This window comes from Shimazuella alba, assembly GCF_009831235.1.
GTDB lineage: Bacteria > Bacillota > Bacilli > Thermoactinomycetales > Thermoactinomycetaceae > Shimazuella > Shimazuella alba.
This window is the reverse complement of the sequence record NZ_WUUL01000002.1, coordinates 83,916-107,433: the sequence shown is the minus strand read 5'-3', so window position 1 is coordinate 107,433 and position 23,518 is coordinate 83,916. Positions and strand designations below refer to the sequence as shown.

At 39.9% G+C, this 23,518-nt stretch carries 25 protein-coding genes and 4 pseudogenes; 18 read left to right on the top strand and 11 right to left on the bottom strand.

What is annotated here, in order from left to right; translation table 11 throughout:
* Positions 1–1,196 precede the first annotated feature (1,196 nt).
* The 5 genes from GSM42_RS03260 to GSM42_RS03240 all read left to right on the top strand — a co-directional run bounded on the left by GSM42_RS03260 (position 1,197) and on the right by GSM42_RS03240 (position 4,105).
* Entirely contained in the window at positions 1,197–1,490 is a 294-nt protein-coding gene (locus GSM42_RS03260; RefSeq protein WP_160799983.1) for a hypothetical protein, read from the top strand.
* Complete coding sequence (locus tag GSM42_RS03255; RefSeq protein WP_160799980.1) at positions 1,474–2,892, top strand: glutamate synthase-related protein; 1,419 nt, start codon at positions 1,474–1,476, stop codon at positions 2,890–2,892. The genes GSM42_RS03260 and GSM42_RS03255 overlap by 17 nt, the downstream gene beginning before the upstream one ends.
* A gap of 127 nt (positions 2,893–3,019) precedes the next feature.
* The gene (locus GSM42_RS03250; RefSeq protein ID WP_160799977.1) at positions 3,020–3,496 is read left to right on the top strand and encodes a spore coat protein; all 477 of its coding nucleotides are present in this window, start codon (positions 3,020–3,022) and stop codon (positions 3,494–3,496) included.
* A gap of 103 nt (positions 3,497–3,599) precedes the next feature.
* A complete protein-coding gene (locus tag GSM42_RS03245; RefSeq protein WP_160799975.1) occupies positions 3,600–3,800 on the top strand; it encodes a hypothetical protein in 201 nt (66 codons plus the stop codon).
* Positions 3,797–4,105 carry a spore coat protein gene (locus GSM42_RS03240; protein ID WP_202404758.1) on the top strand — a complete coding sequence of 103 codons (309 nt, stop codon included), beginning with the start codon at positions 3,797–3,799 and terminating at the stop codon, positions 4,103–4,105. The genes GSM42_RS03245 and GSM42_RS03240 overlap by 4 nt, the downstream gene beginning before the upstream one ends.
* A gap of 656 nt (positions 4,106–4,761) precedes the next feature.
* Here GSM42_RS03240 and GSM42_RS03235 read toward each other — a convergent pair.
* The 3 genes and pseudogenes from GSM42_RS03235 to GSM42_RS03225 form a co-directional block, all read right to left on the bottom strand.
* Positions 4,762–4,982, bottom strand: a pseudogene (locus GSM42_RS03235) (winged helix-turn-helix transcriptional regulator).
* Positions 4,983–5,118: 136 nt separating this feature from the next.
* Positions 5,119–5,500, bottom strand: a pseudogene (locus GSM42_RS03230) (SRPBCC family protein).
* Positions 5,501–5,959: 459 nt separating this feature from the next.
* A complete protein-coding gene (locus tag GSM42_RS03225; RefSeq protein WP_160799972.1) occupies positions 5,960–7,135 on the bottom strand; it encodes a nucleoside 2-deoxyribosyltransferase domain-containing protein in 1,176 nt (391 codons plus the stop codon).
* Positions 7,136–7,449: 314 nt separating this feature from the next.
* Here GSM42_RS03225 and GSM42_RS03220 point away from each other — a divergent pair, with 314 nt between their 5' ends.
* The 3 genes from GSM42_RS03220 (at position 7,450) to GSM42_RS03210 (ending at position 9,959) form a co-directional block, all read left to right on the top strand.
* Positions 7,450–8,487 carry an alpha/beta fold hydrolase gene (locus GSM42_RS03220; RefSeq protein WP_160799970.1) on the top strand — a complete coding sequence of 346 codons (1,038 nt, stop codon included), beginning with the start codon at positions 7,450–7,452 and terminating at the stop codon, positions 8,485–8,487.
* Positions 8,488–8,506: 19 nt separating this feature from the next.
* Positions 8,507–9,112, top strand: a complete 606-nt coding sequence (locus tag GSM42_RS03215; protein ID WP_160799967.1) for a TetR/AcrR family transcriptional regulator — start codon at positions 8,507–8,509, stop codon at positions 9,110–9,112.
* A 595-nt stretch (positions 9,113–9,707) separates the two neighbouring features.
* On the top strand, positions 9,708–9,959 hold the full coding sequence (locus tag GSM42_RS03210; protein WP_160799965.1) for a hypothetical protein: 252 nt from the start codon (positions 9,708–9,710) through the stop codon (positions 9,957–9,959).
* Positions 9,960–10,248: 289 nt separating this feature from the next.
* Here the strand turns inward: GSM42_RS03210 and GSM42_RS03205 are convergent, their stop codons facing one another.
* Positions 10,249–10,455 (bottom strand): hypothetical protein, encoded by a 207-nt coding sequence (locus tag GSM42_RS03205; protein ID WP_160799962.1) that lies wholly within the window; start codon positions 10,453–10,455, stop codon positions 10,249–10,251.
* A 281-nt stretch (positions 10,456–10,736) separates the two neighbouring features.
* Positions 10,737–11,042 carry a hypothetical protein gene (locus GSM42_RS03200; RefSeq protein ID WP_160799959.1) on the bottom strand — a complete coding sequence of 102 codons (306 nt, stop codon included), beginning with the start codon at positions 11,040–11,042 and terminating at the stop codon, positions 10,737–10,739.
* A 337-nt stretch (positions 11,043–11,379) separates the two neighbouring features.
* Here GSM42_RS03200 and hisZ point away from each other — a divergent pair, with 337 nt between their 5' ends.
* Genes hisZ through hisIE form a run of 8 tightly spaced genes read left to right on the top strand, consistent with a single transcriptional unit; the run spans position 11,380 to position 17,705 of the window.
* Entirely contained in the window at positions 11,380–12,501 is a 1,122-nt protein-coding gene (gene hisZ / locus GSM42_RS03195; RefSeq protein ID WP_160799957.1) for an ATP phosphoribosyltransferase regulatory subunit, read from the top strand.
* Between the two features lie 21 nt (positions 12,502–12,522).
* Entirely contained in the window at positions 12,523–13,158 is a 636-nt protein-coding gene (gene hisG, locus GSM42_RS03190; protein ID WP_160800447.1) for an ATP phosphoribosyltransferase, read from the top strand.
* Positions 13,136–14,407: a histidinol dehydrogenase gene (gene hisD / locus GSM42_RS03185; protein ID WP_160799954.1), complete on the top strand. Its 1,272-nt coding sequence runs from the start codon at positions 13,136–13,138 to the stop codon at positions 14,405–14,407. The genes hisG and hisD overlap by 23 nt, the downstream gene beginning before the upstream one ends.
* Complete coding sequence (gene hisB, locus GSM42_RS03180; protein ID WP_160799949.1) at positions 14,404–14,994, top strand: imidazoleglycerol-phosphate dehydratase HisB; 591 nt, start codon at positions 14,404–14,406, stop codon at positions 14,992–14,994. Before hisD ends, hisB begins: the two co-directional genes overlap by 4 nt.
* Positions 14,991–15,593 carry an imidazole glycerol phosphate synthase subunit HisH gene (gene hisH, locus GSM42_RS03175; protein ID WP_160799946.1) on the top strand — a complete coding sequence of 201 codons (603 nt, stop codon included), beginning with the start codon at positions 14,991–14,993 and terminating at the stop codon, positions 15,591–15,593. The genes hisB and hisH overlap by 4 nt, the downstream gene beginning before the upstream one ends.
* 2 nt (positions 15,594–15,595) lie before the next feature.
* A complete protein-coding gene (gene hisA / locus GSM42_RS03170; protein ID WP_160799945.1) occupies positions 15,596–16,327 on the top strand; it encodes a 1-(5-phosphoribosyl)-5-[(5-phosphoribosylamino)methylideneamino]imidazole-4-carboxamide isomerase in 732 nt (243 codons plus the stop codon).
* Entirely contained in the window at positions 16,324–17,097 is a 774-nt protein-coding gene (gene hisF / locus GSM42_RS03165; protein ID WP_160799942.1) for an imidazole glycerol phosphate synthase subunit HisF, read from the top strand. The genes hisA and hisF overlap by 4 nt, the downstream gene beginning before the upstream one ends.
* Positions 17,079–17,705 carry a bifunctional phosphoribosyl-AMP cyclohydrolase/phosphoribosyl-ATP diphosphatase HisIE gene (hisIE, locus tag GSM42_RS03160; RefSeq protein ID WP_160799939.1) on the top strand — a complete coding sequence of 209 codons (627 nt, stop codon included), beginning with the start codon at positions 17,079–17,081 and terminating at the stop codon, positions 17,703–17,705. Before hisF ends, hisIE begins: the two co-directional genes overlap by 19 nt.
* A gap of 408 nt (positions 17,706–18,113) precedes the next feature.
* Here the strand turns inward: hisIE and GSM42_RS03155 are convergent, their stop codons facing one another.
* The 5 genes and pseudogenes from GSM42_RS03155 to GSM42_RS03135 form a co-directional block, all read right to left on the bottom strand.
* On the bottom strand, positions 18,114–18,398 hold the full coding sequence (locus GSM42_RS03155; RefSeq protein WP_160799936.1) for a hypothetical protein: 285 nt from the start codon (positions 18,396–18,398) through the stop codon (positions 18,114–18,116).
* Positions 18,399–19,024: 626 nt separating this feature from the next.
* The gene (locus GSM42_RS03150; RefSeq protein ID WP_160799934.1) at positions 19,025–19,222 is read right to left on the bottom strand and encodes a hypothetical protein; all 198 of its coding nucleotides are present in this window, start codon (positions 19,220–19,222) and stop codon (positions 19,025–19,027) included.
* Positions 19,223–19,404: 182 nt separating this feature from the next.
* Positions 19,405–19,941, bottom strand: a pseudogene (locus GSM42_RS03145) (IS5 family transposase); the annotation flags it as partial.
* Between the two features lie 37 nt (positions 19,942–19,978).
* Positions 19,979–20,116: pseudogene (locus GSM42_RS21285) on the bottom strand (transposase); the annotation flags it as partial.
* A 988-nt stretch (positions 20,117–21,104) separates the two neighbouring features.
* Positions 21,105–21,917: an inositol monophosphatase family protein gene (locus GSM42_RS03135; protein WP_160799926.1), complete on the bottom strand. Its 813-nt coding sequence runs from the start codon at positions 21,915–21,917 to the stop codon at positions 21,105–21,107.
* 347 nt (positions 21,918–22,264) lie between these two features.
* Here GSM42_RS03135 and GSM42_RS03130 point away from each other — a divergent pair, with 347 nt between their 5' ends.
* Positions 22,265–22,498: a hypothetical protein gene (locus GSM42_RS03130; RefSeq protein WP_160799923.1), complete on the top strand. Its 234-nt coding sequence runs from the start codon at positions 22,265–22,267 to the stop codon at positions 22,496–22,498.
* A gap of 19 nt (positions 22,499–22,517) precedes the next feature.
* Here the strand turns inward: GSM42_RS03130 and GSM42_RS03125 are convergent, their stop codons facing one another.
* Positions 22,518–22,760: a hypothetical protein gene (locus GSM42_RS03125; protein ID WP_160799920.1), complete on the bottom strand. Its 243-nt coding sequence runs from the start codon at positions 22,758–22,760 to the stop codon at positions 22,518–22,520.
* A 434-nt stretch (positions 22,761–23,194) separates the two neighbouring features.
* Here GSM42_RS03125 and GSM42_RS03120 point away from each other — a divergent pair, with 434 nt between their 5' ends.
* Positions 23,195–23,515 (top strand): PadR family transcriptional regulator, encoded by a 321-nt coding sequence (locus GSM42_RS03120; RefSeq protein WP_160799917.1) that lies wholly within the window; start codon positions 23,195–23,197, stop codon positions 23,513–23,515.
* Positions 23,516–23,518: the final 3 nt, after the last annotated feature.

The window sequence follows — 23,518 nt, the reverse complement described above, 5'->3', positions numbered from 1 at the left end:
GGATAGGTTATTCAACTTCCCCAGATCACCAGTTCAGGATTGTTGGGATTGTAGTAGCCGACCTTTGTCTTGACCTGTTCCTGTGTTGTATTGGATTCTGTTTTCCATGAAAGTGGAGCATCAGCAATCCTAAGCTTTATAAGGACTCGTTGAAGAAGGTGGCATGCAGAGAAGTCGCAGAAGAGTGAACAGGATCCACTTCGCCTCAACGAGAAGTGTTACAAACTTCTGCCTCATCTCCTCGTTCAGTTTGGGTTGATACTTCTTCGCCAGCTTTCTGTACTTCGTATAGGTATCAGAGTGATTTCCAGGCATGTCGAAAATCGGAGACACAAGGTGATCCAAAACCAGAACCGAGCGGTTGCCTCAGCTTTAGATTAGCGTTCCGATATGGATCATGAAAGGACTCACTTGTAGAGATGCCTACGTTGGAAAAATTGAGGATCAGCATTGCTAGATTGATGAAGTTGTCCGCACTGCGAGAGAGCCGCTCATGCCTCTCCTGATCCTCGTCGCTCAAGGATGTCTTACAGAGAACGAGAACATTTGCCAAGAAGGTCAGGTCACGTGAATGTTAACCTAAGAATATTACAAGGTTTGCGGCTTCTTCGCTCAAAGACATGGTGCATGAGCAGACATGAGGTAACAGAACAGCATTGGAAAATCATCGAATTGTTATTGTCTTGGTAAGACTAATTGGAATAGGAAGAAGGATCATCGAAACATTTGAAAACGATTCCGAGAGCATATTAGCAATCCACCGTTTTTCCTTTTCTTTTAACTATTCAGCTTTACATAATTCAAGGACTCTAAATTTGAATGGAGTAATACCAGATTCATTAAAAGTCTTTTGTAACTTTTTTGAGTAATGCTTTTGCTTCTCAAGTGAATTAATTATGTTATTACCAGCAATGGAAAAATGGTATACAAAAATAGTTATTATAGCTTAAAACAAAATCAACATTTAAGAGATAATGCATGAATTCCCTAACCTCAATCAACCCTACCATCGGTAATCGAAACAGTAAAATGGTAAACTAGGAATTTCACGATGGGGAGATAGGAGGTAAAAAAATCAAATCCTAGTACTTAGCAGTATACTTTCGTTTTTTATCAAGTAATCACAGTCACAGAAAAGGATTTATGCATAATCGTTATCCATTTAGGAATAGTAAACAAAAAAAGGTGGGTTTTAATTGGATAACTATCAAGATTTGAAACATACCCTTTCTTATCTTCATTCGGAAATAAACCGAATAGAAACCATGGCTGGAACCCTTTCTACCATAGAAAGGGAACATTATAACAAGCTTACCAGTTTCGATCATCGAGAGATTATGGATATTGCAGTGGAAGAACAGAATGCCGCTAGGCAACTTGGTACGATGAAGCAGATGTGTTTAGCAATGGCTGAAAAGATCGAAGGAATAAAAAATGCAATCGATCGTGGTGAGATAGGGGAGAGTGCAAAACGTGCTGAAATTCATTGAAAATATGATCCGTTCAGCAATCAATACAACGGTTGATAAAGCGATTACAAGAGCAATAAGAGATCAGTATACAGAAAATCTAGTAGAAATGATTCCAGCCACCAACAAGGTAGGTTTGACAAATCTACTAGAGATAGCCATGAGAGCTAACCAAGGATCACCGGTTTCCCGCCCCCTTGGAAGCCCCATTCACTTATCTCCATGGGAGAAGATTTTATTTAATCCTGTCCATCTTTTCCGTTTTCCTACACAAGAAAACGTTGGAATTCGTACTTCTATAACGATTGGACACCGAGCAAAAAAACCAATGACTATTACTATACCAATCATGATTGCGGCGATGTCTTTTGGTGGAGCCTTAAGTAAAAGCACAAAAATAGCCTTAGCAAAAGCAGCATCTGCCGTTGGAACAGCCACCAATACTGGCGAAGCAGGACTAATGAAGGAAGAAAGAGATGCAGCACAATTATTAATCGGTCAATATAACCGAGGGGGTTGGATGAATACACCTGACAAATACAAACAACTAGATGCGATAGAGATTCAACTAGGACAAGGTGCACAAGGTTCCACTTATCAGAGGACAACAAGTAAAAACATTGGAGAAGACTTTCGAGAAGTTTTTCAACTAAAAAAAGGCGAAGATGCCCTTATTCATTCTAGGTTACCAGGAGTAAATACCAAGGATGATTTTATAAATTTGGTGAGAGAGCTTCGTGATGAGACTGGTGTACCGATTGGATTAAAAATAGCTGCAACTCATCATCTAGAAAAAGAATTGCAAATAGCAGTAGAAAGTGAAGTGGATTTTGTCACCATTGATGGTGCAGAAGGAGGAACCCATGGCGGCTCCCCTACTTTACAAGATGATGTAGGACTTCCTACTCTATATGCAATATCAAGGGCAACTGAATTTTTTGCCAGAAAAGGCGTTATTCGCGATATCAATCTGCTTGCAACAGGAGGATTAGTTACACCTGGACAAATGCTAAAGGCTATCGCACTTGGTGCAGATGGTGTTTATATCGGTACTGCTGCTATTATGGCACTTGTAAGCGAACAAATGGTGAAATCCATGCCTTTCGAGCCTCCGACTAGCTTGGTAATTTATTCAGCAAAAATGACGGATCAGTTGGATATTGACCAAGCAGTCATAAATCTTGTTCGCTATCTGAATGCTTGTGTATTGGAAATGGAGCAAGTAGCTGTATCTCTTGGAAAGACTTCCTTAACAGATATCACAAAATCAGATCTATGTACCATCGATCCTTTCCTTGCAAAGGCAACTGGAATTCAACTTGGATCTGTTGCTTCTGAACATCAAGACCGATTTTTTGAAGAAACAAAACCATTATTCCATACATTTGAGCATCAAGATGAGCAACCAGTCAACATGAATTGATAATGATTTTTAAGTACTATTGTTATACATGTATGGTTCCATCCTTGGAAATTAGGCAGAAATATTGAAGCCCTTCTTTAGAAATTTACATATTATGTTACGTAAATGACTTAGGAGGGGATCAGAAATGCAAGCAAATCATTTAGCTTGGCATGAAACAATGGAACTACATGAGTTAGTGGCTTTCCAATCCAATGTGTTAGTTCAGTTGAAAAAATCAGTAAAAGATGTCGCTGATGAAGAGCTGAAAGGGCTGTATCATTATTCGATTGGAAAAATAGAAAAGAATTTATGGGAGTTGTTACGGTTTTATCCAGAAGCACCTCACGTTTCTGATCATCATATGGATGAAACGCCTTTTTTTGCTGGTAATTTATTAGGACTTACAAAAACAGCAGTTCGTAATTATGCCATTGCGATAACAGAAACTGCCACCTATAAACTAAGAGAAGTGCTCACAACACAACTAAATCGTTACATTCGCTTGCACTATAAAGTATTCCAATATATGTATCACCGGGGATACTATCCTTCTTATGATTTAACGAAGCTACTACAGGGTGATGTCAGGAATGCCAAAAAAGCTTTAGAATTGTCCTACTAGATTTTGTATTGATTGTTTGTTAAATGACATCATTTTTAAGCAATGCATATAAACAAAATAGTTGGGTAACGTAAACAGTAGAAAATTTAAAAGAGGTGCTAACATGGATCTAGGAATGCACGAAGCAATAGAGTTACATGAAGTTTTAACATTTAAAACTTTGTGTACTGCAAAAAATCGAATGACACAAGGCATTGTCGACGATGAGAGTTTACGTCGTTTAATTACCGAGGATCTAGAACGATCTAGTAAACATATTGATGAACTTAAGCGTTTTTTAGTGAATCCAGGAGGTGTTCAATGATGGGGATGTTGGAGAACATGTCAGATATGGTGACTAATTCAGGAATGATGAACGATGGCATCATTGCTACTGGATTCCTAAATGATTGCAAAGTCGGAATTAGAAATTATGCAGTAGCCATCTCTGAAACAGCGAATCAAGAATTAAGAGATGTACTAAGAAGACAACTAGATGATGCGATCGAAATGCATGCTAAAGTTTTTGAATACATGGAGTCTAAAGGACTTTATAATGCTAAAGATTTTCAGCAACAAATAAAGATTGACATGAGAAATTTAGAAACAGCAACAAACATCATGCAATAAGTGAAAATGCCCCAACGGAGATTTTTATTGTTTGAATGATAGCTCCTCTTGATAGACGGTAGAAACGTCTATCAAGGGGTTTTATTTGTTTTAAAGAATAGTGAGTAATTAAATAAAAGGTAATTTTGTTATTTTCAAATATGCTTTTGTTAAGATGTTTTTACCATGTGCAAAAAACGTATTGAGCTTATGGGGATATTAAAAAGATGAGGTTAGGATCTTAACTCCGACTGTCGCTCACCTGGCCTTGGGCTTTTTCCCTCTCTTGAATGGTCATAAGTGTCCTATGACATCCATTAGAGAGCACTTCAGAATAAAAGGTGCTGTTTGAACTATATTAGATGAATAAGTTATTTTATACGTCAATGAGGGATATTTGCATGGTTTTTATTTAGATGAGAAGTGAACACCAAGAGAAAACAGAATGATATAATTTTCAACGATGGCCGAACGCATAACGATTATTTATATAACAATTCTAGTTCTTGGATAACTCACAAATCTATTTGCCCTGCTTTTTTTGATAGTAAAGAAGAGAGAAACAGGCAGGAGAAGAAGACGGTTTTCTTGTCACACCAAGCAGTGTCTCATTTTTCAGATTCAAGAGTATTCCTATATTCATTGCTTCGAACCCTCATTGCTAGGATAAATGGGGGTTAATTTTTTTCTTGATCCGTTAGTGAATATTGCACTTTTATTGGCATGGTTTGTTCTGCTTCTCTCTTTCTAATTCCATCTGTTCCTAATTCTCTTGCAAAGTTAGCATTTTCTGTGTAATACCTGGTATTAGTCTTCTGAGTTCATTAAACCGGACAGACTTCTCTGATAAGATATGGATAAGGTCTTTCCACTTTCCGCCTATTATGTGCAGAGTCAATTCTACTGGACAGCCGTTCTACCCCTGGAGCGTCGTGTTAATCTATTTTTTCTTCTTTTCCGGAAATAAAAAAAGAGCATTACTTTTGTTTACAGTAATGCTCTCTGATACGAACAGTCGTTTTTAAATGTTTGTATTAGAGTTCTATCAACACTTTTTCAAGTTCTCCAGTCATCTTCACCCAACCTTGTTTGGCACCATGGAAAGCTTGATTCTCTTTCTCGAATCCGGTTTGTTCCAAATGTAAGTAGGTAAGTTCCATCCTCGTGCTTTAATGTCCATGTAATGATAGTGTTTATGCCGTGGCCAGCCCAAGTGTAAGATAATTTATAAAGCTCGTCTACTTCAAGAACTTCGGAATCAATAATTAAGTTCCATTGTTCGTTACGAAACTGAAATTTATGTCCGACGACTGGTTTCATATCATTAGGCATTACCCATTTGGCAAGCGTATCTGCATCTGTTAATCCATGCCAAACCTTCTCAATTGGGTTTTTAAAATGAAAGTCTTGAGACACTGTTAAATCCGTTCTTTTTCCTTCTGAAAATTAGTTTTCTCTAGTCTTCTTCTTATAAATATAGTTTTTGGTAATGATTTTTTAGTCTCATCTGCCAAGTTATGATAAGGATAATTTATTTTGAGGTCAAGTCATCTGTTTATTTTGATCTTACATGTATAATGTCAACGAATTTTGTCGCAATCAAAATAATAAAAATGATTTTTTCTTTTGCTTCATATTTTACCTACCAATAGTTTTTTCTGAAAAATAACGATTTCATGCTTTGTGCAAGGTGCATTTTTTATACAGAAAACTTAAAAGCTATCTCCTCAGTTGGCTTTTTGACTTGCAGCGATTAAGAAAAGTGATGGCCCCGACTAATTTTCAGCCGGGGTCAGTTGCTCTAGTGACAATAATGTTTCTGTATAGATACCAAAGCTACTTCACTCTATACAGAAGTGAAGTAATTAGCAAGATCTACTCCACTAGGACATGAAGGATCATGCCAAGCGTAGGCCAGTCTACAAGTTCCTGCTCCCGAATTTCACGCAGGGTTGGTATTTCTACGTATGTCCTCTCGGTGTCCTCTAGGACACCTTGTGGAATTCCCTGCTTCTGGCGCAGAATCTCCATCTCCTCTTCGTTTAGTTCGGCGGCGAAGAGGTGAGCTCGGTGGGCTGACATCGTTGCGACAAGCTGTCGAGAACCGTACATCACGAATCGATCAGCTGGGAGTTTCAGACCTGTTTCCTCCTGGCACTCTTCTGAAGCGAGCACACGAGGATTGGGGACAGGTTTGAAGCTGGAACCACCTGGAACTTCCCAAACGTATCCAGAAGGATTGGAGACAGGAGTACGGAACTCTCGAATGAGTACTACTCGACTGTCATTGAGTCGTTCGGCACGCTGATACAGGACAATGGTGGCGATGTCTGGACGAGACAATACTACTTCATTGGTCTTGGAACGGCCTTCGGCAGTAATATAGACCTCTGCGTGCAAGGCCCAGAAGAACACCAATCGACGATCCTTGCCGACACGGAAAGTCCAGACAACTCGTGCATGCTCCAGTACGTTACCCGCATCACGCTGTGCCTGATACCACTCTTGGAAACGGTCAGTGCGCCATACGAACAGAGGGATTTCTCTTTCTCCATCGGTTCGCCATGCACCTTCTCCCAACAACTCGAGCGCGTTTGCAACCGTCTGTTCCAGAGTGGTTGCTTCAGGTACATTCAGCTTCTTTGCATAATGTTTGAGGTAACGAGTGGAATACGCATCTTCCGGTGCTCCGAATACGATCTTACCACTGTCTTTCCACTTACCCCATTCTTCATTGGTCGTCAGACCGGGCATGGTTTCCATGTTGCGTGGAACCCAAGCGATGATTACATCAGCAAGGTTGAGGCAGCGCTCCTGCCACTCAATGAGTTCCACGTACTTCTCCTGGAAATCCACGTGTTCATCTCCGTCAGGATGAACTTCAGGGATGAAGACGACCCCATTATAGCCTGCTGCTTCCAGCAGTTGGATCGCCTGTGGACGCCACGACTTGACTTCAGGATTCCTTGGGGTTGGACCAAGCAGGTAGATAGACTTCTCGTATCCTCTTGGTGGTTTCTCACCTAGGTACACAACGGTAATGTTTGACATAATGCTTCCTAGTTGGATTATCTGAATGGATACTAACAAAAGTAATTATACTATGTATTGGTTAAATTTAGTGGGTTTTATATTTTTGAATTTATTCATGAATAGTTACAAATATTGTGGATTGCTAAGAGATTTTTGTTAAGGCGAATACCATGCCTTTAGTAGTATGTGAGTTCAAATGATCACATTTTTTTTTAAAAAATAATGCTTGATACTTTCTGAGAATTGGTTTATTTTATCTATAAACAAAAGAATGAACCATTCATTCATTTTGATACAGGGGAAATTGAACCTAGAAAAGGGGACTATGACTTATGAGTAACTTACTATCATCAATCGTTTTTCGGAAAAGAGACCAACGCAAAAATACTATACTGCTGCAAATTGATACACCAAATGAAATTGGGGAAGATAAATTTATCCAGATTGGCGGAACTCGTCAATGGATTTCTATGCGTGGGGAAAATCGTAATAATCCCATTTTATTTCTTGTACACGGTGGTCCAGCATCGAGTTATTCCATTTTTCAGTCCTTGTTACGTTCTTGGGAAAAGTATTTTACGATTGTTCAATGGGATCAACCCGGAGCAGGAAAGACATTTGGCCTCAATGGGACAGAAACAGGCAAACTTACTTTTGATCGAATCATTGGAGATGGAATAGAAGTAGTCGAATATGTGAGAGCGGAATTGGGACAACAGAAGGTGATTTTGGTTGGTAGTTCGGTTGGCAGTTTGATTGGTATCCGCATGGCTCATCGCCGACCTGATCTGTTTCATGCTTATGTGGGAACAGATCAAAACTCTCCAGATCCCGAATATGTTGGTTACCATTTGGTATTGGACGCCCTTAGAGAAGCAGGGGATAAAAAAGGTTTGGAGTTAGTCAAAAAGATGGGTCCGAATCCAGAACATTGGAATCAAAAGGATTTTGATAAGCGCAATCAACATGTGGTTAAAACGGTGAAAAATGTGCCAAATATGATCACGGATTTGATTTTACCAGCTATGTTGTCATCCCCCATTCATACTATCCGTGATATCATGGATTATTTTAAAGGAATGAGTTACTCCTCTGAACAATTATTTCAGGAGATGATCGATGGTTTGGATGAGATTGATGCTTTAGTAGTTCCACTGTTTATCTTTCAAGGAGACAGTGATATTGTCACTCCGACTGCAACTGCAAAAGCATATTTTGATAAAATAAAAGCTCCACATAAAGAGTTTGTACTAATTCGTCAGGCAGGCCATTTAGCTTGTTTTGCAAGACCAAATCAGTTTTTGGAAGAACTCTTAACAAAAGTTTTAATCCATGTAAAACAGGAGAGAAATATAGATATAGCACAATAATTGAAGAGGTGTATGGAAATTGTCTCCTAAGAACAAACAAACACTAGAAGAGATAAAAGATAAACGACGAGAAGAGATAAAACAAGCAGCTCTAAAAGTTTTTGCTAAAAAAGGAATGACAGGTACCAAAATGAGCTTGATTGCAACCGAAGCAGGGGTCAGTGTGGGTTTGGCCTATCGTTATTTCAAGTCAAAAGAGGAATTATTTCAGATATTGGTCCAAGAGTTATTGGAGCGTGCGAGCGAAGAATTAGGTGCTGTCCCATTTTTACCTGGTACACCTTTGGAACAGATTCAAGCCTTAACACAAAGCATGTTAGACGAAGAAAGTCGCTATGCCTTTATGTTTATCCATCAAGTAAGAAAAGCAGAAGCTGTACCTGAAATAGTTGCACAACTTCTAGAGCAGTACTCAACGAGTGATTTCTATGATAAATTGGTACCCATTTTTGTAAAGGGACAAGAGATGAAACAATTTCGGGATGGCGATGCCAAACAATTGCTCGCATGGTACTTTTTCGTTATTGACAGCTTGCTCGCTCAAGAACAAGGCGATGAAGTTTATGGTATGCCGAGGATTGATTTTCTTATCCAGTTGATCAAACATCCATTATGCCATTTCTAAATTTTGCTCTGTTATGGAGATTGATTTAGCAGTCTCGTTTATCAACATGTGAAGCTGCTCTTTTACCTTTTAGAAGTCAGTTTATATGTCGTGTATAGAATGCAGAAGGTTGAATTACGAAAAATGTACGAGAAAAGAATTCCAACCCGAGGTTCTTTCATTTGTTTAGAAAAACTGAAGAAAAACACCTAACTTAGGGAATTTGTAGAAATATTTTTCCAAAATAATGATGTTAAAAACTGTATGTACTTCCTGCGCATCCTTTAGGGAAAAGGTATAGCTAATAGGAGGAGTTAGCTTAGTTACTAAAATGTATTATCTCACGAACAAGTTCGCCGTGATATTTCGTTACTTTGACTTCTCTGGTTGTCCTAAGTGATGGATGTATTCGATAAGAATATGCGAATCGACCGCCTCATCCTAGACAATCAACAGAATAGTATTAGCAATTTCTCCTCCAGCAGTGCGGCCTAGCTGTTTCATCATGAAAACTCAATAGGTATTCCAATGAAATAATCTTATATTTTTTGCAAACTATCTGTATTTGAGTGTACAATATATATGTACATGTTGTTGCCGAACTAGAGGAGTTCTCGTGAGTCCAATCGTGATCGAAACAGGCTATACAGAATGTCACGGCGAAGGTACAAAATACGAGAAATCAGCTGGGAAACATAAGCTTACTGTGTTCGCTTGCAACATAGGTGGACCTCCAGATGACACCCCTATACAGTTCAAAGTTTTCATTAATTATGATGGCAGAAAGCTGGAAAAGCCAGGTTACAAACCTTGGAAATGGACAAGTCCCTGCAAATCGTTTCAGGTGATTTGTAAAGTCAAGATTTAATATCTGGTTTGGCCTCAGCGGAGCAGCTATTCTTTGGAATGGTTGCTCCGCGCTATATTTACTTGGAATGCTTTTAACTATCCCTGATTAAAAAAGGACAACAAATAACCTTCTAAAATAGAATATTTTCGATTTGATCGATTTTCAACTATAAATACAGTAGCATGTGCGACATGGGGACGGTTCTCTTGTCGCATAATCTTATGTATCGAATAGTTTAGAATAATGAAACAAGACGAATACAATCAAAACTTATTATTTGAAAATTACATTAATATCATTTATAATGTTAATTGGTTACGACGCTTTTTGGGAGTACATGAGATAATACTTCCCTCGTGATATTGCCTTTGGTTACCTGATTCAGGTGGTCAAAGGGTGTATCATGAGCGGTGGCCAAGCTCATGATGCTGCTGGGTCGATGGAGTTTCCACCCGACGGTTTCCGCCGTCAGGTCAGCAGATCCTTCCACCCTTCGCGGTTGACTTCGTTCCAAAGTTTTACCGCCCCTGGCGTTGATGTTGGATGAGTTCAGATACACCCCGAGAAGGGTGGCTCAGTCCATGGAACCATCAGCTCCCGAGACTAACAGTTTCGGGGTCTACTGGGCGACCATAATTTGGTGCGTCCAGGCTAGAGTATAATGGTTTACGGATAGATGCTGAAAAAACAGCCTTTGCATAGAAGCAGGGCTGTTTTTATTATACAAATAAAATGGAGCTGGTACTTTGAGTGGTGAAATTTAAAATATGGTTGCTTACTATCTTTTATTATTTTTCAAGTATCGTTCATCATCTTCGTAAAGCCATCCAAAGATTTTGCTACTTGAAGGACTGAATCACTTATATTCTCATGTAGATCTTCATAAGCAAAATCATCGTACTCTATCCCACTAACGTTAACCACTGCAATATCCTCTTTGCGAATGGACACCAATTCATCATCATCAATCCATAGATCAACAAATGGTCTTTGACTATTCAGTGATTCGAGAAAGTAGACAGCATGCTCTTCTGATACGAGCACCTCCTCTTTTTTGACATTTCTATATGTGAGCGTAATTTTTACAGGTTCTATTTCCATTTCTTTCTCTCTTTTTTTGTTTATCCTCATAAGTTATTTAGTGAACAAACTATATTCCATTTTATCAAATTATTATAAATATTTGATTCGAAAAATGATTATTTTATAGAATAGTTATCTCAAAATGTTGATCCAACCTATGGTTTTTCGTCCCCGTTTTGTGTTTTTATTCCTCATTCTAAGTTTCTATTTTTTTAACCCGTTGTCCATCTGCTGATCATCAAATTTACAACTATGATGCCTCTTTTTCTGTCCATTGTAGCCATAATTGTTGTATTATGTTACAATAACTAACAATTACTTTATTGCATTAGCATACTAAAGTGAGGTGTGTAGAATGAGTCCAGAAGCATTCGAGAAACCAATAGGGTTTCAGGATGTGACACCTACTCTAGCCAGAAAGAAAAGAGAAGTGGAAGCTCGGTTATCTCATGTATTTTCCAGTTGGGGTTATCAAGAAGTGATGACACCGATGTTAGAATATGCGGAAACAGTCGGGAAAGCAAGTGCTATCTCCGAAGATAAGATGTTTCGCCTGATTGGACAAGAGAAAGCAATGCTTGTACTTCGTCCAGATCAAACAGCTCCAATCGCAAGAATGGTAAATTCCATCCTTCAGCATGAGCCATTGCCGCTGCGGCTTTTTTATCATGCGAGTGTTTTTCGTACACAAGAGCAAGCTGCTGGCCGGCGTGCTGAGTTGTATCAAACAGGAGTAGAATTAGTCGGAGAACCTGGAGTGAAGGCAGACGCTGAATTACTGGCCTTAGCGATCACGGCTCTTCAAGCTTGTCAAACTTCTAAATTTCGACTTGTTGTCGGTCATGTGGAGTTATTAGCAGGATTATTGGCTTCCGTCTGTTCTTCCCAAAAGAAGCAAACACAGCTGACGAACTATCTTATCAAACGTGATTATGTTGGCTTTGAAGCATTGTTGCATCAGCTGGAAAATAAAGAAGGTGTAGCAGAAATCTTGCAGTTATGCAGAGGCTTAGACAAAAAAGAATACTTAGAACCCCTTTTGTCTCACTCTTCTACTCAAGTAGTGAAAGCTGCAAAACAACTCATACGAATTTGGGATATCCTTGCAGACTACGGTTATGCGTCTTATATCACAGTAGATATTCGCTTACTAGGAAACATCGATTATTATACGGGTATGTACTTAGAAGGATTTGCCGATGGAGTTGGTTTTGCTATTTTAAGTGGTGGCCGCTATGATCAACTTTATGGGCAGTTTGGGAGAAGTTTGCCCGCTACAGGTTTTGCTTTTCGGATGAATAATCTATTGGATACTTGCAACATTGATATGATGGAAACAAAACAGACAACCTTGTTTTATCCCACACCGCTCCGAAAAACTGCTATTGCCAAAGCAAAAGAGTTGAGAGATGCCGGGTATATTGTTGTACTTCAAATAGATGATGAACAAACAGACTTAGTATGGAGGGAGACATAGGTGGAACTCTTAACGATCGCAATGCCGAAAGGCAGAATTTATGAAGAAGCACTCGAAATACTGGCAGATGCTGGGGTTCCAGTTCCTGATGATCTTACAAAAGAAACCCGCAAGCTGATCCTAACAGCACCAGAAGCTCAGCTTGCTTTCTTTTTAGCGAAACCGATGGATGTTGCTACGTATGTAGAGTATGGAGTAGCAGACTTAGGAATTGTGGGAAAAGATGTGCTGCTAGAAGAATCGAGAAATGTATATGAACTATTGGATTTGCAAATCAGTCCCTGCCGAGTATCTGTAGCAGGATTACCAGATAAAAAAACAGTAAATGGGCGAATTGCTACCAAATATCCTTCTATTGCAGAGAAGTATTTTCGCAGTATTGGAGAGCAAGTAGAAGTGGTAAAGTTAAATGGTTCGATTGAATTAGCTCCATTGATCGGATTAGCAGATCGAATTGTAGACATTGTCTCAACAGGGCAAACATTACGGGAAAATGGTTTGATTGAGCTGGAGACCATCACGACAGTTACGTCGAGGTTGATCGCCAATCGTGCAAGTTATCAATTAAAATACAAACGCATCAATCAATTTTATGATCAACTGAAACAACACATCGAAAGGAGGGGAAGTCGCGATGAAGATCGTCAAAGCGAGTGAGTGGAAGCCAAGAGAGAGTAACAAACAGGATAACAGAGCAATATTATCCACTGTTCAAAGCATCATTGCTCAAGTACGGGAAAAGAAAGATGAAGCCCTTTTCTCCTATACAAAAGAATTGGATGGAGCGATCCTCGATACCCTCCTTGTAACCGAAGATGAGAAAACAAAAGCATGGCAACAAGTAGATACGACATTTATAGAAGCACTCCAAAAAGCGGCAGATCGAATTCGTATGTTTCATGAGAAGGAACGAAGAGGCTCTTGGTGGAACATGGAAAATGACGGCTCTATTTTAGGGCAGATCATCCGCCCTCTAGATCGGGTAGGGATCTATGTTCCAGGTGGACGCGCAGCTTATCCCTCTTCTGTGTTGATGAATGCAATCCCAGCGATAGTAGCTGGTGTAGAGGATATAGTGATGGTAACACCGCCCGATAAAAACGGTAGTATTCCGGCGACAACACTAGTGGCCGCAAAGATAGCAGGTATAGACCAAATTTATAAAGTAGGCGGTGCACAAGCAATCGCTGCACTTGCCTATGGTACAGAGAGTATCATTCAGGTCGATAAGATAGTAGGACCTGGAAATCAGTATGTCGCATTGGCAAAACAACTGGTATATGGACAAGTAGATATCGATAGTATCGCGGGTCCTAGTGAAGTTGTTGTTATTGCTGATAACAACGCGAATCCGGCCTATGTCGCAGCGGATCTGTTAGCTCAAGCAGAGCATGATCCAGATGCAGCAGCTATTTTGTTAACTTCTTCTAAACAACTTGCAGAGCGTGTTGCAGGTGAGGTTGAAAAACAATTAGCTAATTTGGAAAGAGTAGAGATAGCAACAGAATCTTTGGAGAGTAATGGAGCGATTGTTCTTACAGAAGGCATTAAGGAAGCAGTTGAACTTTCTAACCAGATCGCTCCTGAACATTTGGAGCTAATGGTAGAAAATCCTTGGGAACTATTAGGATTGATACGTCATGCGGGGGCAGTATTTTTAGGTTCCATGAGTGCAGAGACAGTAGGGGATTATATGGCTGGTCCAAGTCATGTATTGCCTACAAGTGGTACAGCACGTTTTTCATCTGCTCTGAGTGTGGATACCTTTATAAAAAAAACAAGTCTTATTTCCTATAGTAAAACAGCCCTGCAGCAAGATGCCAAACATATTATTACCTTGGCAGAACAAGAAGGATTAGGAGCACATGCTGCTTCTATTCGCATTCGGATGGAGGATGAAGCATGAATAGAAGAGGTCATGTGGAACGAATCACAAAAGAAACGCAAGTAGATGTAAATCTATCATTGGATGGAGAAGGAAAAGCGACTCTACATACAGGAGTTCCTTTCTTAGAGCATATGCTAGACTTATTTGCTAAGCATGGACAATTTAATTTAGCTGTTCGTTCCATTGGTGATGTGCATATCGATGATCATCATACCGTAGAAGATACGGGGATATGCATTGGCAGAGCGATTGATAAAGCGTTAGGAGATCGCATCGGAATCCGTCGATATGGAAATGCGTTTGTACCAATGGATGAGTCATTGGGGCAAGTTGTTATCGATTTATCGGGTAGATCACATCTTGAATTCCGTGCTGATTTCCCAAGTGATCGTGTAGGGAGTTTTGATACAGAACTTGTACATGAGTTTTTCTGGAAACTCGCATTGGAGAGCAGAATGAATTTACATGTCATTCTTCACTATGGACGCAATACGCATCATATGATTGAATCATTGTTTAAAGCTCTAGGACGAGCATTGCATGAGGCGACAAGGATTGACCCCAGCATCAAAGGTGTTCCTTCCTCAAAGGGGGTACTAGGGTGATAGCAATTATTGACTATGGCATGGGTAATTTGTACAGCCTTAGCCAAGCTTTACTTCGTTTGGATCATGAATTTGTCATAACAGATGATACCGAGACGATAAAAAATGCAGATAAATTAATATTACCAGGTGTTGGCGCATTTGGAGATGCAATGGTTGAGTTGAAAGGGCGAGGGTTAGCAAAAGTTATCACAGAGGAAGCAATCGCGGGAAAACCATTACTTGGAATATGCCTTGGAATGCAGTTGCTTTTTACTAGTAGTGATGAACATGGCTATTTTAGTGGCTTAAATTTACTAGCAGGCCATGTGGAAAAGATGTCGATGGATTTACCCATCCCACATATGGGCTGGAACTGGTTGAGCTTTCGTCATCCACATCCATTACTTGGAAGTTTAGAAGAAGGACATGTTTATTTTGTTCATTCTTATCATGTGAAAGCAACCAACGCAGAAGATGTTATTGCGACAACGGATTATAGCGAAGAGATCACAGCAATCGTAGCTAGGAACAATATCATTGGAATGCAGTTTCATCCAGAGAAAAGTGGTCCCTTAGGCATTCAACTCCTCCATCAATTTGCAAAAGGGAGGATTTAACGATGGGATTTACAATATATCCAGCAATTGATATACGAAATGGCAAATGTGTCCGATTAATCCAAGGAGATTATAATCAAGAAACTATTTTTCATGATCAGCCTTTAGAAATGGCACAACAATGGGTTGCCCAAGGAGCAAAATGGCTTCATTTGGTAGATCTCGATGGTGCTCGTTCTGGTGAACTGACAAATAGTAAAGTCATAAAGGAGATAGTGAGAGAGACAGGCATTTCGATCCAAGTCGGTGGTGGAGTTCGGGATATGGATCGACTAGAATATCTTCTGTCTATTGGGGTTACACGTGTTATCATTGGTTCTGCAGCCATTGACAACCCCTCCTTTGTCAAAGAAGCGCTGGCAAAGTATGCAGATCAGATCGCTATTGGTTTGGATGCAAGAGATGGATATGTTGCCACACATGGTTGGCTCAATCAAGCAACTGTCACTGCGGAAGAACTGGCGAAACAAATGGCAGAGCTTGGAGCTGCTACTTTTATTGTGACAGATATCGCAAAGGATGGTCTGCTCTCTGGAGTGAATGGAGATATTGCTACGCAAATCGCAAATGTTTCAGGGGCTGAGGTTATTGCCTCTGGTGGAGTTGCTACCATAAATGACATCAAACAATTGAAAACACTCGAGTCCCGTGGAGTGACGGGTGTAATCGTAGGAAAAGCATTGTATATGGGCTCGGTAAATCTTGCCGATGCTTTAGAGGAGGCCAACCGATGATTACCAAGCGTATTATCCCATGTTTGGATGTGAAAGATGGTCGGGTGGTAAAAGGAGTTTCTTTTGTTGGTTTACGTGATGCAGGTGACCCTGTAGAATTAGCAGCCTTATATGATCGAACTGGGGCAGATGAACTTGTCTTTTTAGATATATCTGCTTCTCATGAAGGTAGAAAAACGATGATCGATGTTGTCCGACAAGCTGCAAGTAAACTAACCATCCCTTTTACAGTGGGTGGTGGCATTCGCAGTGTAGAGGACATGACGGAAACATTGCGCGCAGGTGCAGACAAAGTTTCGCTTAATACTGCTGCTGTTTTAAATCCAGAGCTCATTCACGAGGGTGCTCGTCGTTTTGGCAACCAGTGTATCGTCGTAGCAATAGATGCAAAATATCAAGAAGATACAGGAACATGGGTTGTCTACACACATGGAGGAAGAGAACGTACAGATTGGAACGTATTGGACTGGGCTCAGCATGTTGTGGAGTTAGGTGCAGGGGAGATCTTACTAACAAGCATGGATCAAGATGGTCAAAAAAATGGTTTCGACATTGCGTTAGTGAAAGCTGTATCGGATACTGTTAGCGTTCCAGTTATCGCATCTGGCGGAGCGGGAAGTGCACAAGATTTCATTGATGTATTTACTCAAACAAAAGCATCAGCAGCTCTTGCTGCCTCTATCTTTCATTACGAAGAAGTAGGCATCATGGAAGTAAAAGCGTTATTACGGGATAGAGGGGAAGAAGTACGATGGATTCCAACGAGATAAACTGGGGTAAAGATGGGCTTGTACCTGTTATTATTCAACATGCAGAGAGTAAACAGGTGTTAACCCTTGCATATATGAATAAAACTGCTTATGAGAAGACATTAGAATCAGGAGAAACATGGTTGTACAGCCGTTCGCGTCAAGAACTATGGCATAAGGGGGCAACTTCTGGGAACACACAAGAAGTAAAAGAGGTCTCCTATGATTGTGATCAAGATGCACTCTTGTTAAAAGTGATCCCAGCGGGACCTGCTTGCCATACTGGAAGTACAAGTTGTTTTATTGGAGAAGAAGCACCAAGTCCACCGTCTCCCATCGGTGTCTTGTCAGACCTGGAATCATTGATCGCTGACCGCCATCAGAGATTACCAGAAGGTTCTTATACAACCTATTTGTTTGCCAAAGGGGTGGATAAAATAGGGAAAAAGATTGGGGAAGAATCAGCGGAAGTCATCATTGCAGCAAAAAATAATTCAAAAGCTGAATTGAGATATGAAGCAGCGGATCTCATCTATCACTTAATGGTATTGTTGCAAAATCAAGGTGTATCAATGGATGAAATCTATGAAGAACTGGCGAGTAGGTATGTAGGGCGAAAAAGCGAATAAGTGGAAAAATCAAAACTAGCCTTATACCGGCTGGTTTTTTCTATGTAAAAAACGTGATTGATCGGTTGGTGTCTGGACAAAAAGGTGCATGGCTTTTATTAGACACCAGAGCACATTTATACTCTCTTATAGTCTGAGAATTTTGTTGCGATTCTGGTTACGGATCAGGAGGTGACAATCAATTTTCGAAATTACTTGAAATCGAGGTAAACTGCAACCTTTGCCATGTTGATACTCTTCCATCAGATGAGCATTTACTTGTATTCACAAGTATTAAAAATTTGAAGATAAGTTATCAAAATGCTTTCTATATGTAATATACAGATGGTGTATGAATAAATATGATTAGCTCTCTGGACAGGGGACAAAACCCTGTCCAGAGACAAAGATAACAGTTACCTTGTTATCTTATTTCATTAGCCTGACTTCGCAGAATTTTACTCCCTCATGTTCCAGAATAACGGTTTCATTTGCTGGAATGATCGGGTAGAGATTGTTGGTCATTCCATCGGACAGACCAGCAACATCTTTGTGAGAGCTATCTTCCCAAAGGACCAGCAAGTCCGGCATGATACCTATTGTAAACCCTTCAGCCGAGAGTTTGAGGAGAGCTGCATCCGCACTTTCTTGACTCACCTGAAAAGGAAAAAGAACCTTGATCTCCCACTGAAATTTTCGAAACGCATCTGACATGGTTTACTCTTTTCTTTGGTGACAGGGAGTGAAATCTGCAATTTCATCATACTGAAACAGCGTTCAAATAACAAATTAATTTGTGGAAATTAAACGTTTGAAATATGAATTGGAATGAATATAATAAAAAAATTAGGATTTGAGTCTTTATTTGATTTAGAAAAAATACTGATGTGAACGGAAATTATCAGAAGGGTTCTATAGTATGTACTTTTTTATCGAAGAGATAGATGAGATAGTGAATCAGCAGAGTGATCATTGTAGCAAAAACTTCAAAAAGAAGAATGGAGATAGAAAGACAAGAGGACGACTCTCAACGATCCTTACTATGGAAAAAAGAAGTAAGTAGTAGGGTTCTTTTTTATGTAGAGATTGCAAGTAGGTCACAATGGAAGCAGTGATAAACAGTTAGACAAAGCAAACCTATCTACAGCCGTAACTTAGTTAAAGTGCTCAAAAACAAAAATGAAACGGGGAATAGAATTGTCCCTAGATCATCTTTGTTTTCAATTAAGCGTTATTTATGGGGGTTCTCCTGACTATCTAATCTATATAATAGAGTTGCAGAAGGTAAATCTCTTTTGGGGTAGTTTTTTCATATTCTTAAATAAAAGTTGCTACTGCTTCTACACTAATTCCAAAGGAAAAGAAAAACTGGAAAAGCTGACCATGTAAATGAGAAACAAATCCACGATCCATTTTGATGATTTGCGTTTTATGCTTAATACATCGCCTTTTAAGCCATAGTTTAGAATATTGGCAATAAAGATTGCTATAGCTAGCCCGAAGGAAATGATCGCAACAAGCAACATGAATTTTTCCATATGAATCCGCACCTTTGCATGATAATTTTTAAGATCCTTTTAATTTAACCGAGTCTTTTGCGAATATTGATATAATCCGAATAAAGGAGCAATAATGTAAGCCGTAAAGATTACACTTCCCCATAAGATGAGGCTTTGGTTTTCATATCCCAGCGAGACATCAAAAAATGGAATACTAGAAGTCATTTCAAAAGTCGGTTAACACACAAAAGGATTAGTGAAAGTAAACAAAATGCTTTATAATGTTGAATGTAACGTTCATATCGGACAACTAATCTGCGATTATTGTCCATCCAAGCAAAACAACGTTCTATTTTCCAGCGGTGTTTGTAACCGTCGCCCACTGCCAATGGGCGACCTTTTCTTTTTTTATCCGTTTTTCGACCGGGTATCGTAGGTTTGATCCCTTTTTTTCGAAGCGCGAGACGAAAAGCTCCACTATGGTAAGCACGATCTGCGACCAATTCGCGAAATCGACTAAGGGGTCTACCTCGCTTGGATGGTACCCGAATAGTAGCCAATGTTCGTTCTGCCAAGCGAATTTCATGTGGCTGTGCACTCTCTACCAAAATTCCAATGGGGATGCCGTTTTTTTCAGCTACAGCCATGACTTTGGTTCCTTTTCCCATCTTGGTATTCCCGATTCCCGTCCCTCCGCGCTTTGCTGCCACAAACGATCCATCCAAATACACTTGATCCCAGTTCAAACGCTTTTTTTTCTTGCAGCATTCCCAATAATTTTCTCCAGATCCGTTCCCAAATTCCGACCTTTTCCCATTCTTTCAATCGTCTCCAACATGTTACATAGGACCCATACTTTTTCGGCATATCCATCCATGCTACACCCGTTTTCAACACGTAAATAATCCCATTTAGGACTTTCCTGAGTGGGATTGGTGGTCACCTATCTGTGTTTTTCTTTTCGGTAGGAGAGGTTCAATTATTTTCCATTGTTCGTCTATTAACTCATGTCTGCTATTTTAGTTCTGTTCAGACTCATTTGACAATTTTTAGTTTTGAAATAGCTTCTACAGTGGTAAAGGAAAGAAAAGGGGAACAATATCGAATAATTTGCTCCTAACAATATAGTTGTGGCAAAAACATATCCTTTATGTTTCGCTCCGTCCAAATAGGATTGAGTGGTAAAATAAGTCCCTTTTTCGGAGCTGTCATAAATTCGATTGTCTTATCTGTATCCCACTTTTTATTTGATTTTTTGGATTTTTCAATTTTGATTCTACTGTACCATCATCTAAGTCTTTCAAAGAACTTACGAAATCATCCCAATCTTTTTCTACTTTATCAGGAATAAGAAATTGCTCCGATGAGAGGTTCCCCAGTTTCGTAATAATCGTATAATAGAAGAAATTTACTCCTAAATAGGCTAAAGGGAAGACAAAAACCGACAATAAGATATGAATGTATATTTTTGAGATAATTTCATTGTATCAACCTATAACCTAGTCCACGAATTGTTTCAATAATTTTAGGTTGTTACTTCATATCCATATTCCAGTAAATTTTGCCGAACGAGATCCCTTACTTCTTTGTCATCTTCCATATATAAAATATGATTTTCTCTATGTTCAATGGGTCCCCTCTCTTAGAATATTGATTGGTAATTATACTAGTAAGCCAGTTATTTTTTATCCAGTAATTGCCCTATTTCATATCTTAAAACAAAAAAACGTTCGTAAATGGAAAGGGAACGTTTTTTGAGCCTTCTATAGTAAATCACCCTCAAATAGGTCTAAGAGTTAATAATTTTCTACTAACAATCGAAAATGATAGTGTCCCCTAAACGGTCTCGAACCATTCAAGGGACTTGTTCACTGACCTAACATCAGTGGAATAAGCTTTTTTTCTGATCGGTTTGACGGATCTACTTTCGGATGTGCCCCCTAACCAGCTTGACAATCTTCTCGTGAATGGAGCCATTTGTGACGATTGCACCGTTGATCGGGCGATCGTATGGTTGATCGTTTCCATTCAAATCGGTGATTCGACCGCCGGCTTCTTCGACAATTACCTTAATGGCAGCCATATCCCAGGGTGATGTGTAGGGATAGACATGTGCAGATGCGAAGCCAAGTGCGACGAGAGAGGCATCATAGATAACAGAGCCAAACGTCACCACGTCAGCACCCTGATCCACAACCTCTTTGAAGAGAGCCCCAGCATCGAGTGTATCTACTCGCCCTCCTGGAAGTGTGAGACAGCTCCCTGAGATGCTATCGGATGTGTTCACACGGATGGGCTTTCCGTTCAGAAACGCACCCCCATCAACCACAGCATGTACCATGCTGTTGGTATAGGGATCGTACAGAACACCGAGCACGGGCTGGCGATGCTCGAGGAGTGCCATCGAAGAGATGTTGTTCGGAACACCAGCAGCGTACAGCCAAGTACCATCGATAGGGTCGCAGACCCACCGTCGAGGAACAGCGTTTGCCTGTTGTGCTCCCCAAGCGTGTCGTGCGTCTTCCTCGCCGAGCATCCCTTCACCGGGACGCTGCCTTTTTACTTCCATGGGCATGAACTGGTTTACATTCCGGTCTACTTTCGTTACGGGAGTTCCGTCAGCTTTTCTTTCGTGGCCGATTCCAGTTCGAAAATGCCGAAGCATGATGGCTCCAGCTTTCCGAGCCACATCTTGTGCAAAACGAAGCTCATCTGTGTACAGGTTATTTGTCATGATTCCTCTTTGGAGAGATGTAGTTTTCTATGATGTAACCGGCAATGGAACAAAACCGTGAAATTTCCTCTCGTATAATGTATAAAATATTTCCATATCAATAAATAGCGTGTTCTGGTGCATTGCTAACAAACCTACTCTAAAATAGCTGTAATAGTTTGAAAGGTTATTCCTAGATAGAAGTTTTTTTGGTTGTATATATCGGAAAGTTTCTCTATGCTGTTTGAGCAAAAAGGTGGCTTTCCAAACGATTAGGAGCGCAATGTGGGTTTATTCATTGAGGATATTTTCCTTGATATATAAATTTGTTTATAATAGCTATAAGCAAACTCACACTAGGAGGATTTATGTCTCGTGATCCCTACCTAAACCATCGCAACGTGATCCCCGTTGTTGCTTTGCATGCCTCGCCCGAAATCGGTGAGAAGCTTTGGAAAGCGGTAAATGCTCTAAAGCTGGATCGGCTTGATTTGGATACCGCTCGTAAACTTATTCAAGAGGCGCATCGTGAGTTGAGGGCGGAAAACACACCAGAATCTATCGCACTGGCTGAGAAGCTAGGGAATCTGAAGAAGCTCTGAGTTTGCAGGCTGGGTGTGGTCAACCGCATCCAGCCGCTGATTTTTTATACAAAAAGAATTTGTGTATTTGTAACTGTGGGGGGGACAAATCTTTATAGATGGAGATTTCGATTCCAAACGGAGTTGCAAACATTAACATGTCTTCCTCTGAATTTATTGTTATTTTATCCCCGATGATTGGTATCATTTTCTTTTCAATATTCATCCTAAGCCTGAGCCAATTTGGTCTTTCCAGAATCTTTTCCTCGATAATATCGCTCAAACAGTCGAATCTTTGTGTTTTTACTCATACCTATCCCATCATCTTTGATCGTACGAATAAGGAAATGTTGTGCGTTTATTTCCTCGTTTATAGACTTACATCCCTCCAAAACTCGGCATATCCTTTAGCAGCTTCTTAAATCATGTGAGATGCCTGTCATCCATTCTTCTCTCGTTTGCTCTCATTCTATTAATCATGAAAGAAGCGGTTACAGTGTAAACTCAAATGAAAGTTTGAGCTGTGAAATTTGATAAAAACAACTATGAAGCCCGTACAAATGGGCTTTTCAGACGAAAATTTTTATTCTTGACAAGCAAAGCTATTCTGTATTACTATGTAACGGTAGTCAGTAATACTAAATATCTGTATTACAAAATACCGGTGATACAGGGTACTGGAAAAATATAAGCAAAATATAAAAGGAGGGAAGATATTTGGAAAATATCACGGAAATGCTGAAAGGAGTGCTTGAAGGTTGTGTGCTGGAAATCATCAGTCGAGGCGAAACTTACGGTTATGAAATCACGCAACACCTTCGAGAACTTGGCTTCACTGATGTCGTGGAAGGTACAGTTTATACGATTACGATGCGACTGGAGAAACACAATCTGGTGGATATCGAGAAAAAGCCTTCCACTAAGGGACCGCCGAGAAAATTTTACACACTTAACGTAGCAGGTCAAGAGAAACTGGAAAATTTTTGGGCCAAATGGAACTTTGTCTCAAGCAAACTAAACGAATTAAAAACAAACTAAAGG

What these genes read in the sequence shown, in the direction of transcription:
- GSM42_RS03250 (WP_160799977.1), top strand. Translation starts at nt 3,020, where the DNA reads ATGCAAGCAAATCATTTAGCTTGGCATGAAACAATGGAACTACATGAG.
- GSM42_RS03245 (WP_160799975.1), top strand. Translation starts at nt 3,600, where the DNA reads ATGGATCTAGGAATGCACGAAGCAATAGAGTTACATGAAGTTTTAACA.
- GSM42_RS03240 (WP_202404758.1), top strand. Translation starts at nt 3,797, where the DNA reads ATGATGGGGATGTTGGAGAACATGTCAGATATGGTGACTAATTCAGGA.
- GSM42_RS03225 (WP_160799972.1), bottom strand. Translation starts at nt 7,135, where the DNA reads ATGTCAAACATTACCGTTGTGTACCTAGGTGAGAAACCACCAAGAGGA.
- GSM42_RS03220 (WP_160799970.1), top strand. Translation starts at nt 7,450, where the DNA reads ATGAGTAACTTACTATCATCAATCGTTTTTCGGAAAAGAGACCAACGC.
- GSM42_RS03200 (WP_160799959.1), bottom strand. Translation starts at nt 11,042, where the DNA reads ATGGAAATAGAACCTGTAAAAATTACGCTCACATATAGAAATGTCAAA.
- hisZ (WP_160799957.1), top strand. Translation starts at nt 11,380, where the DNA reads ATGAGTCCAGAAGCATTCGAGAAACCAATAGGGTTTCAGGATGTGACA.
- hisG (WP_160800447.1), top strand. Translation starts at nt 12,523, where the DNA reads ATGCCGAAAGGCAGAATTTATGAAGAAGCACTCGAAATACTGGCAGAT.
- hisD (WP_160799954.1), top strand. Translation starts at nt 13,136, where the DNA reads ATGAAGATCGTCAAAGCGAGTGAGTGGAAGCCAAGAGAGAGTAACAAA.
- hisB (WP_160799949.1), top strand. Translation starts at nt 14,404, where the DNA reads ATGAATAGAAGAGGTCATGTGGAACGAATCACAAAAGAAACGCAAGTA.
- hisA (WP_160799945.1), top strand. Translation starts at nt 15,596, where the DNA reads ATGGGATTTACAATATATCCAGCAATTGATATACGAAATGGCAAATGT.
- hisF (WP_160799942.1), top strand. Translation starts at nt 16,324, where the DNA reads ATGATTACCAAGCGTATTATCCCATGTTTGGATGTGAAAGATGGTCGG.
- hisIE (WP_160799939.1), top strand. Translation starts at nt 17,079, where the DNA reads ATGGATTCCAACGAGATAAACTGGGGTAAAGATGGGCTTGTACCTGTT.
- GSM42_RS03155 (WP_160799936.1), bottom strand. Translation starts at nt 18,398, where the DNA reads ATGTCAGATGCGTTTCGAAAATTTCAGTGGGAGATCAAGGTTCTTTTT.
- GSM42_RS03150 (WP_160799934.1), bottom strand. Translation starts at nt 19,222, where the DNA reads ATGGAAAAATTCATGTTGCTTGTTGCGATCATTTCCTTCGGGCTAGCT.
- GSM42_RS03135 (WP_160799926.1), bottom strand. Translation starts at nt 21,917, where the DNA reads ATGACAAATAACCTGTACACAGATGAGCTTCGTTTTGCACAAGATGTG.
- GSM42_RS03130 (WP_160799923.1), top strand. Translation starts at nt 22,265, where the DNA reads ATGTCTCGTGATCCCTACCTAAACCATCGCAACGTGATCCCCGTTGTT.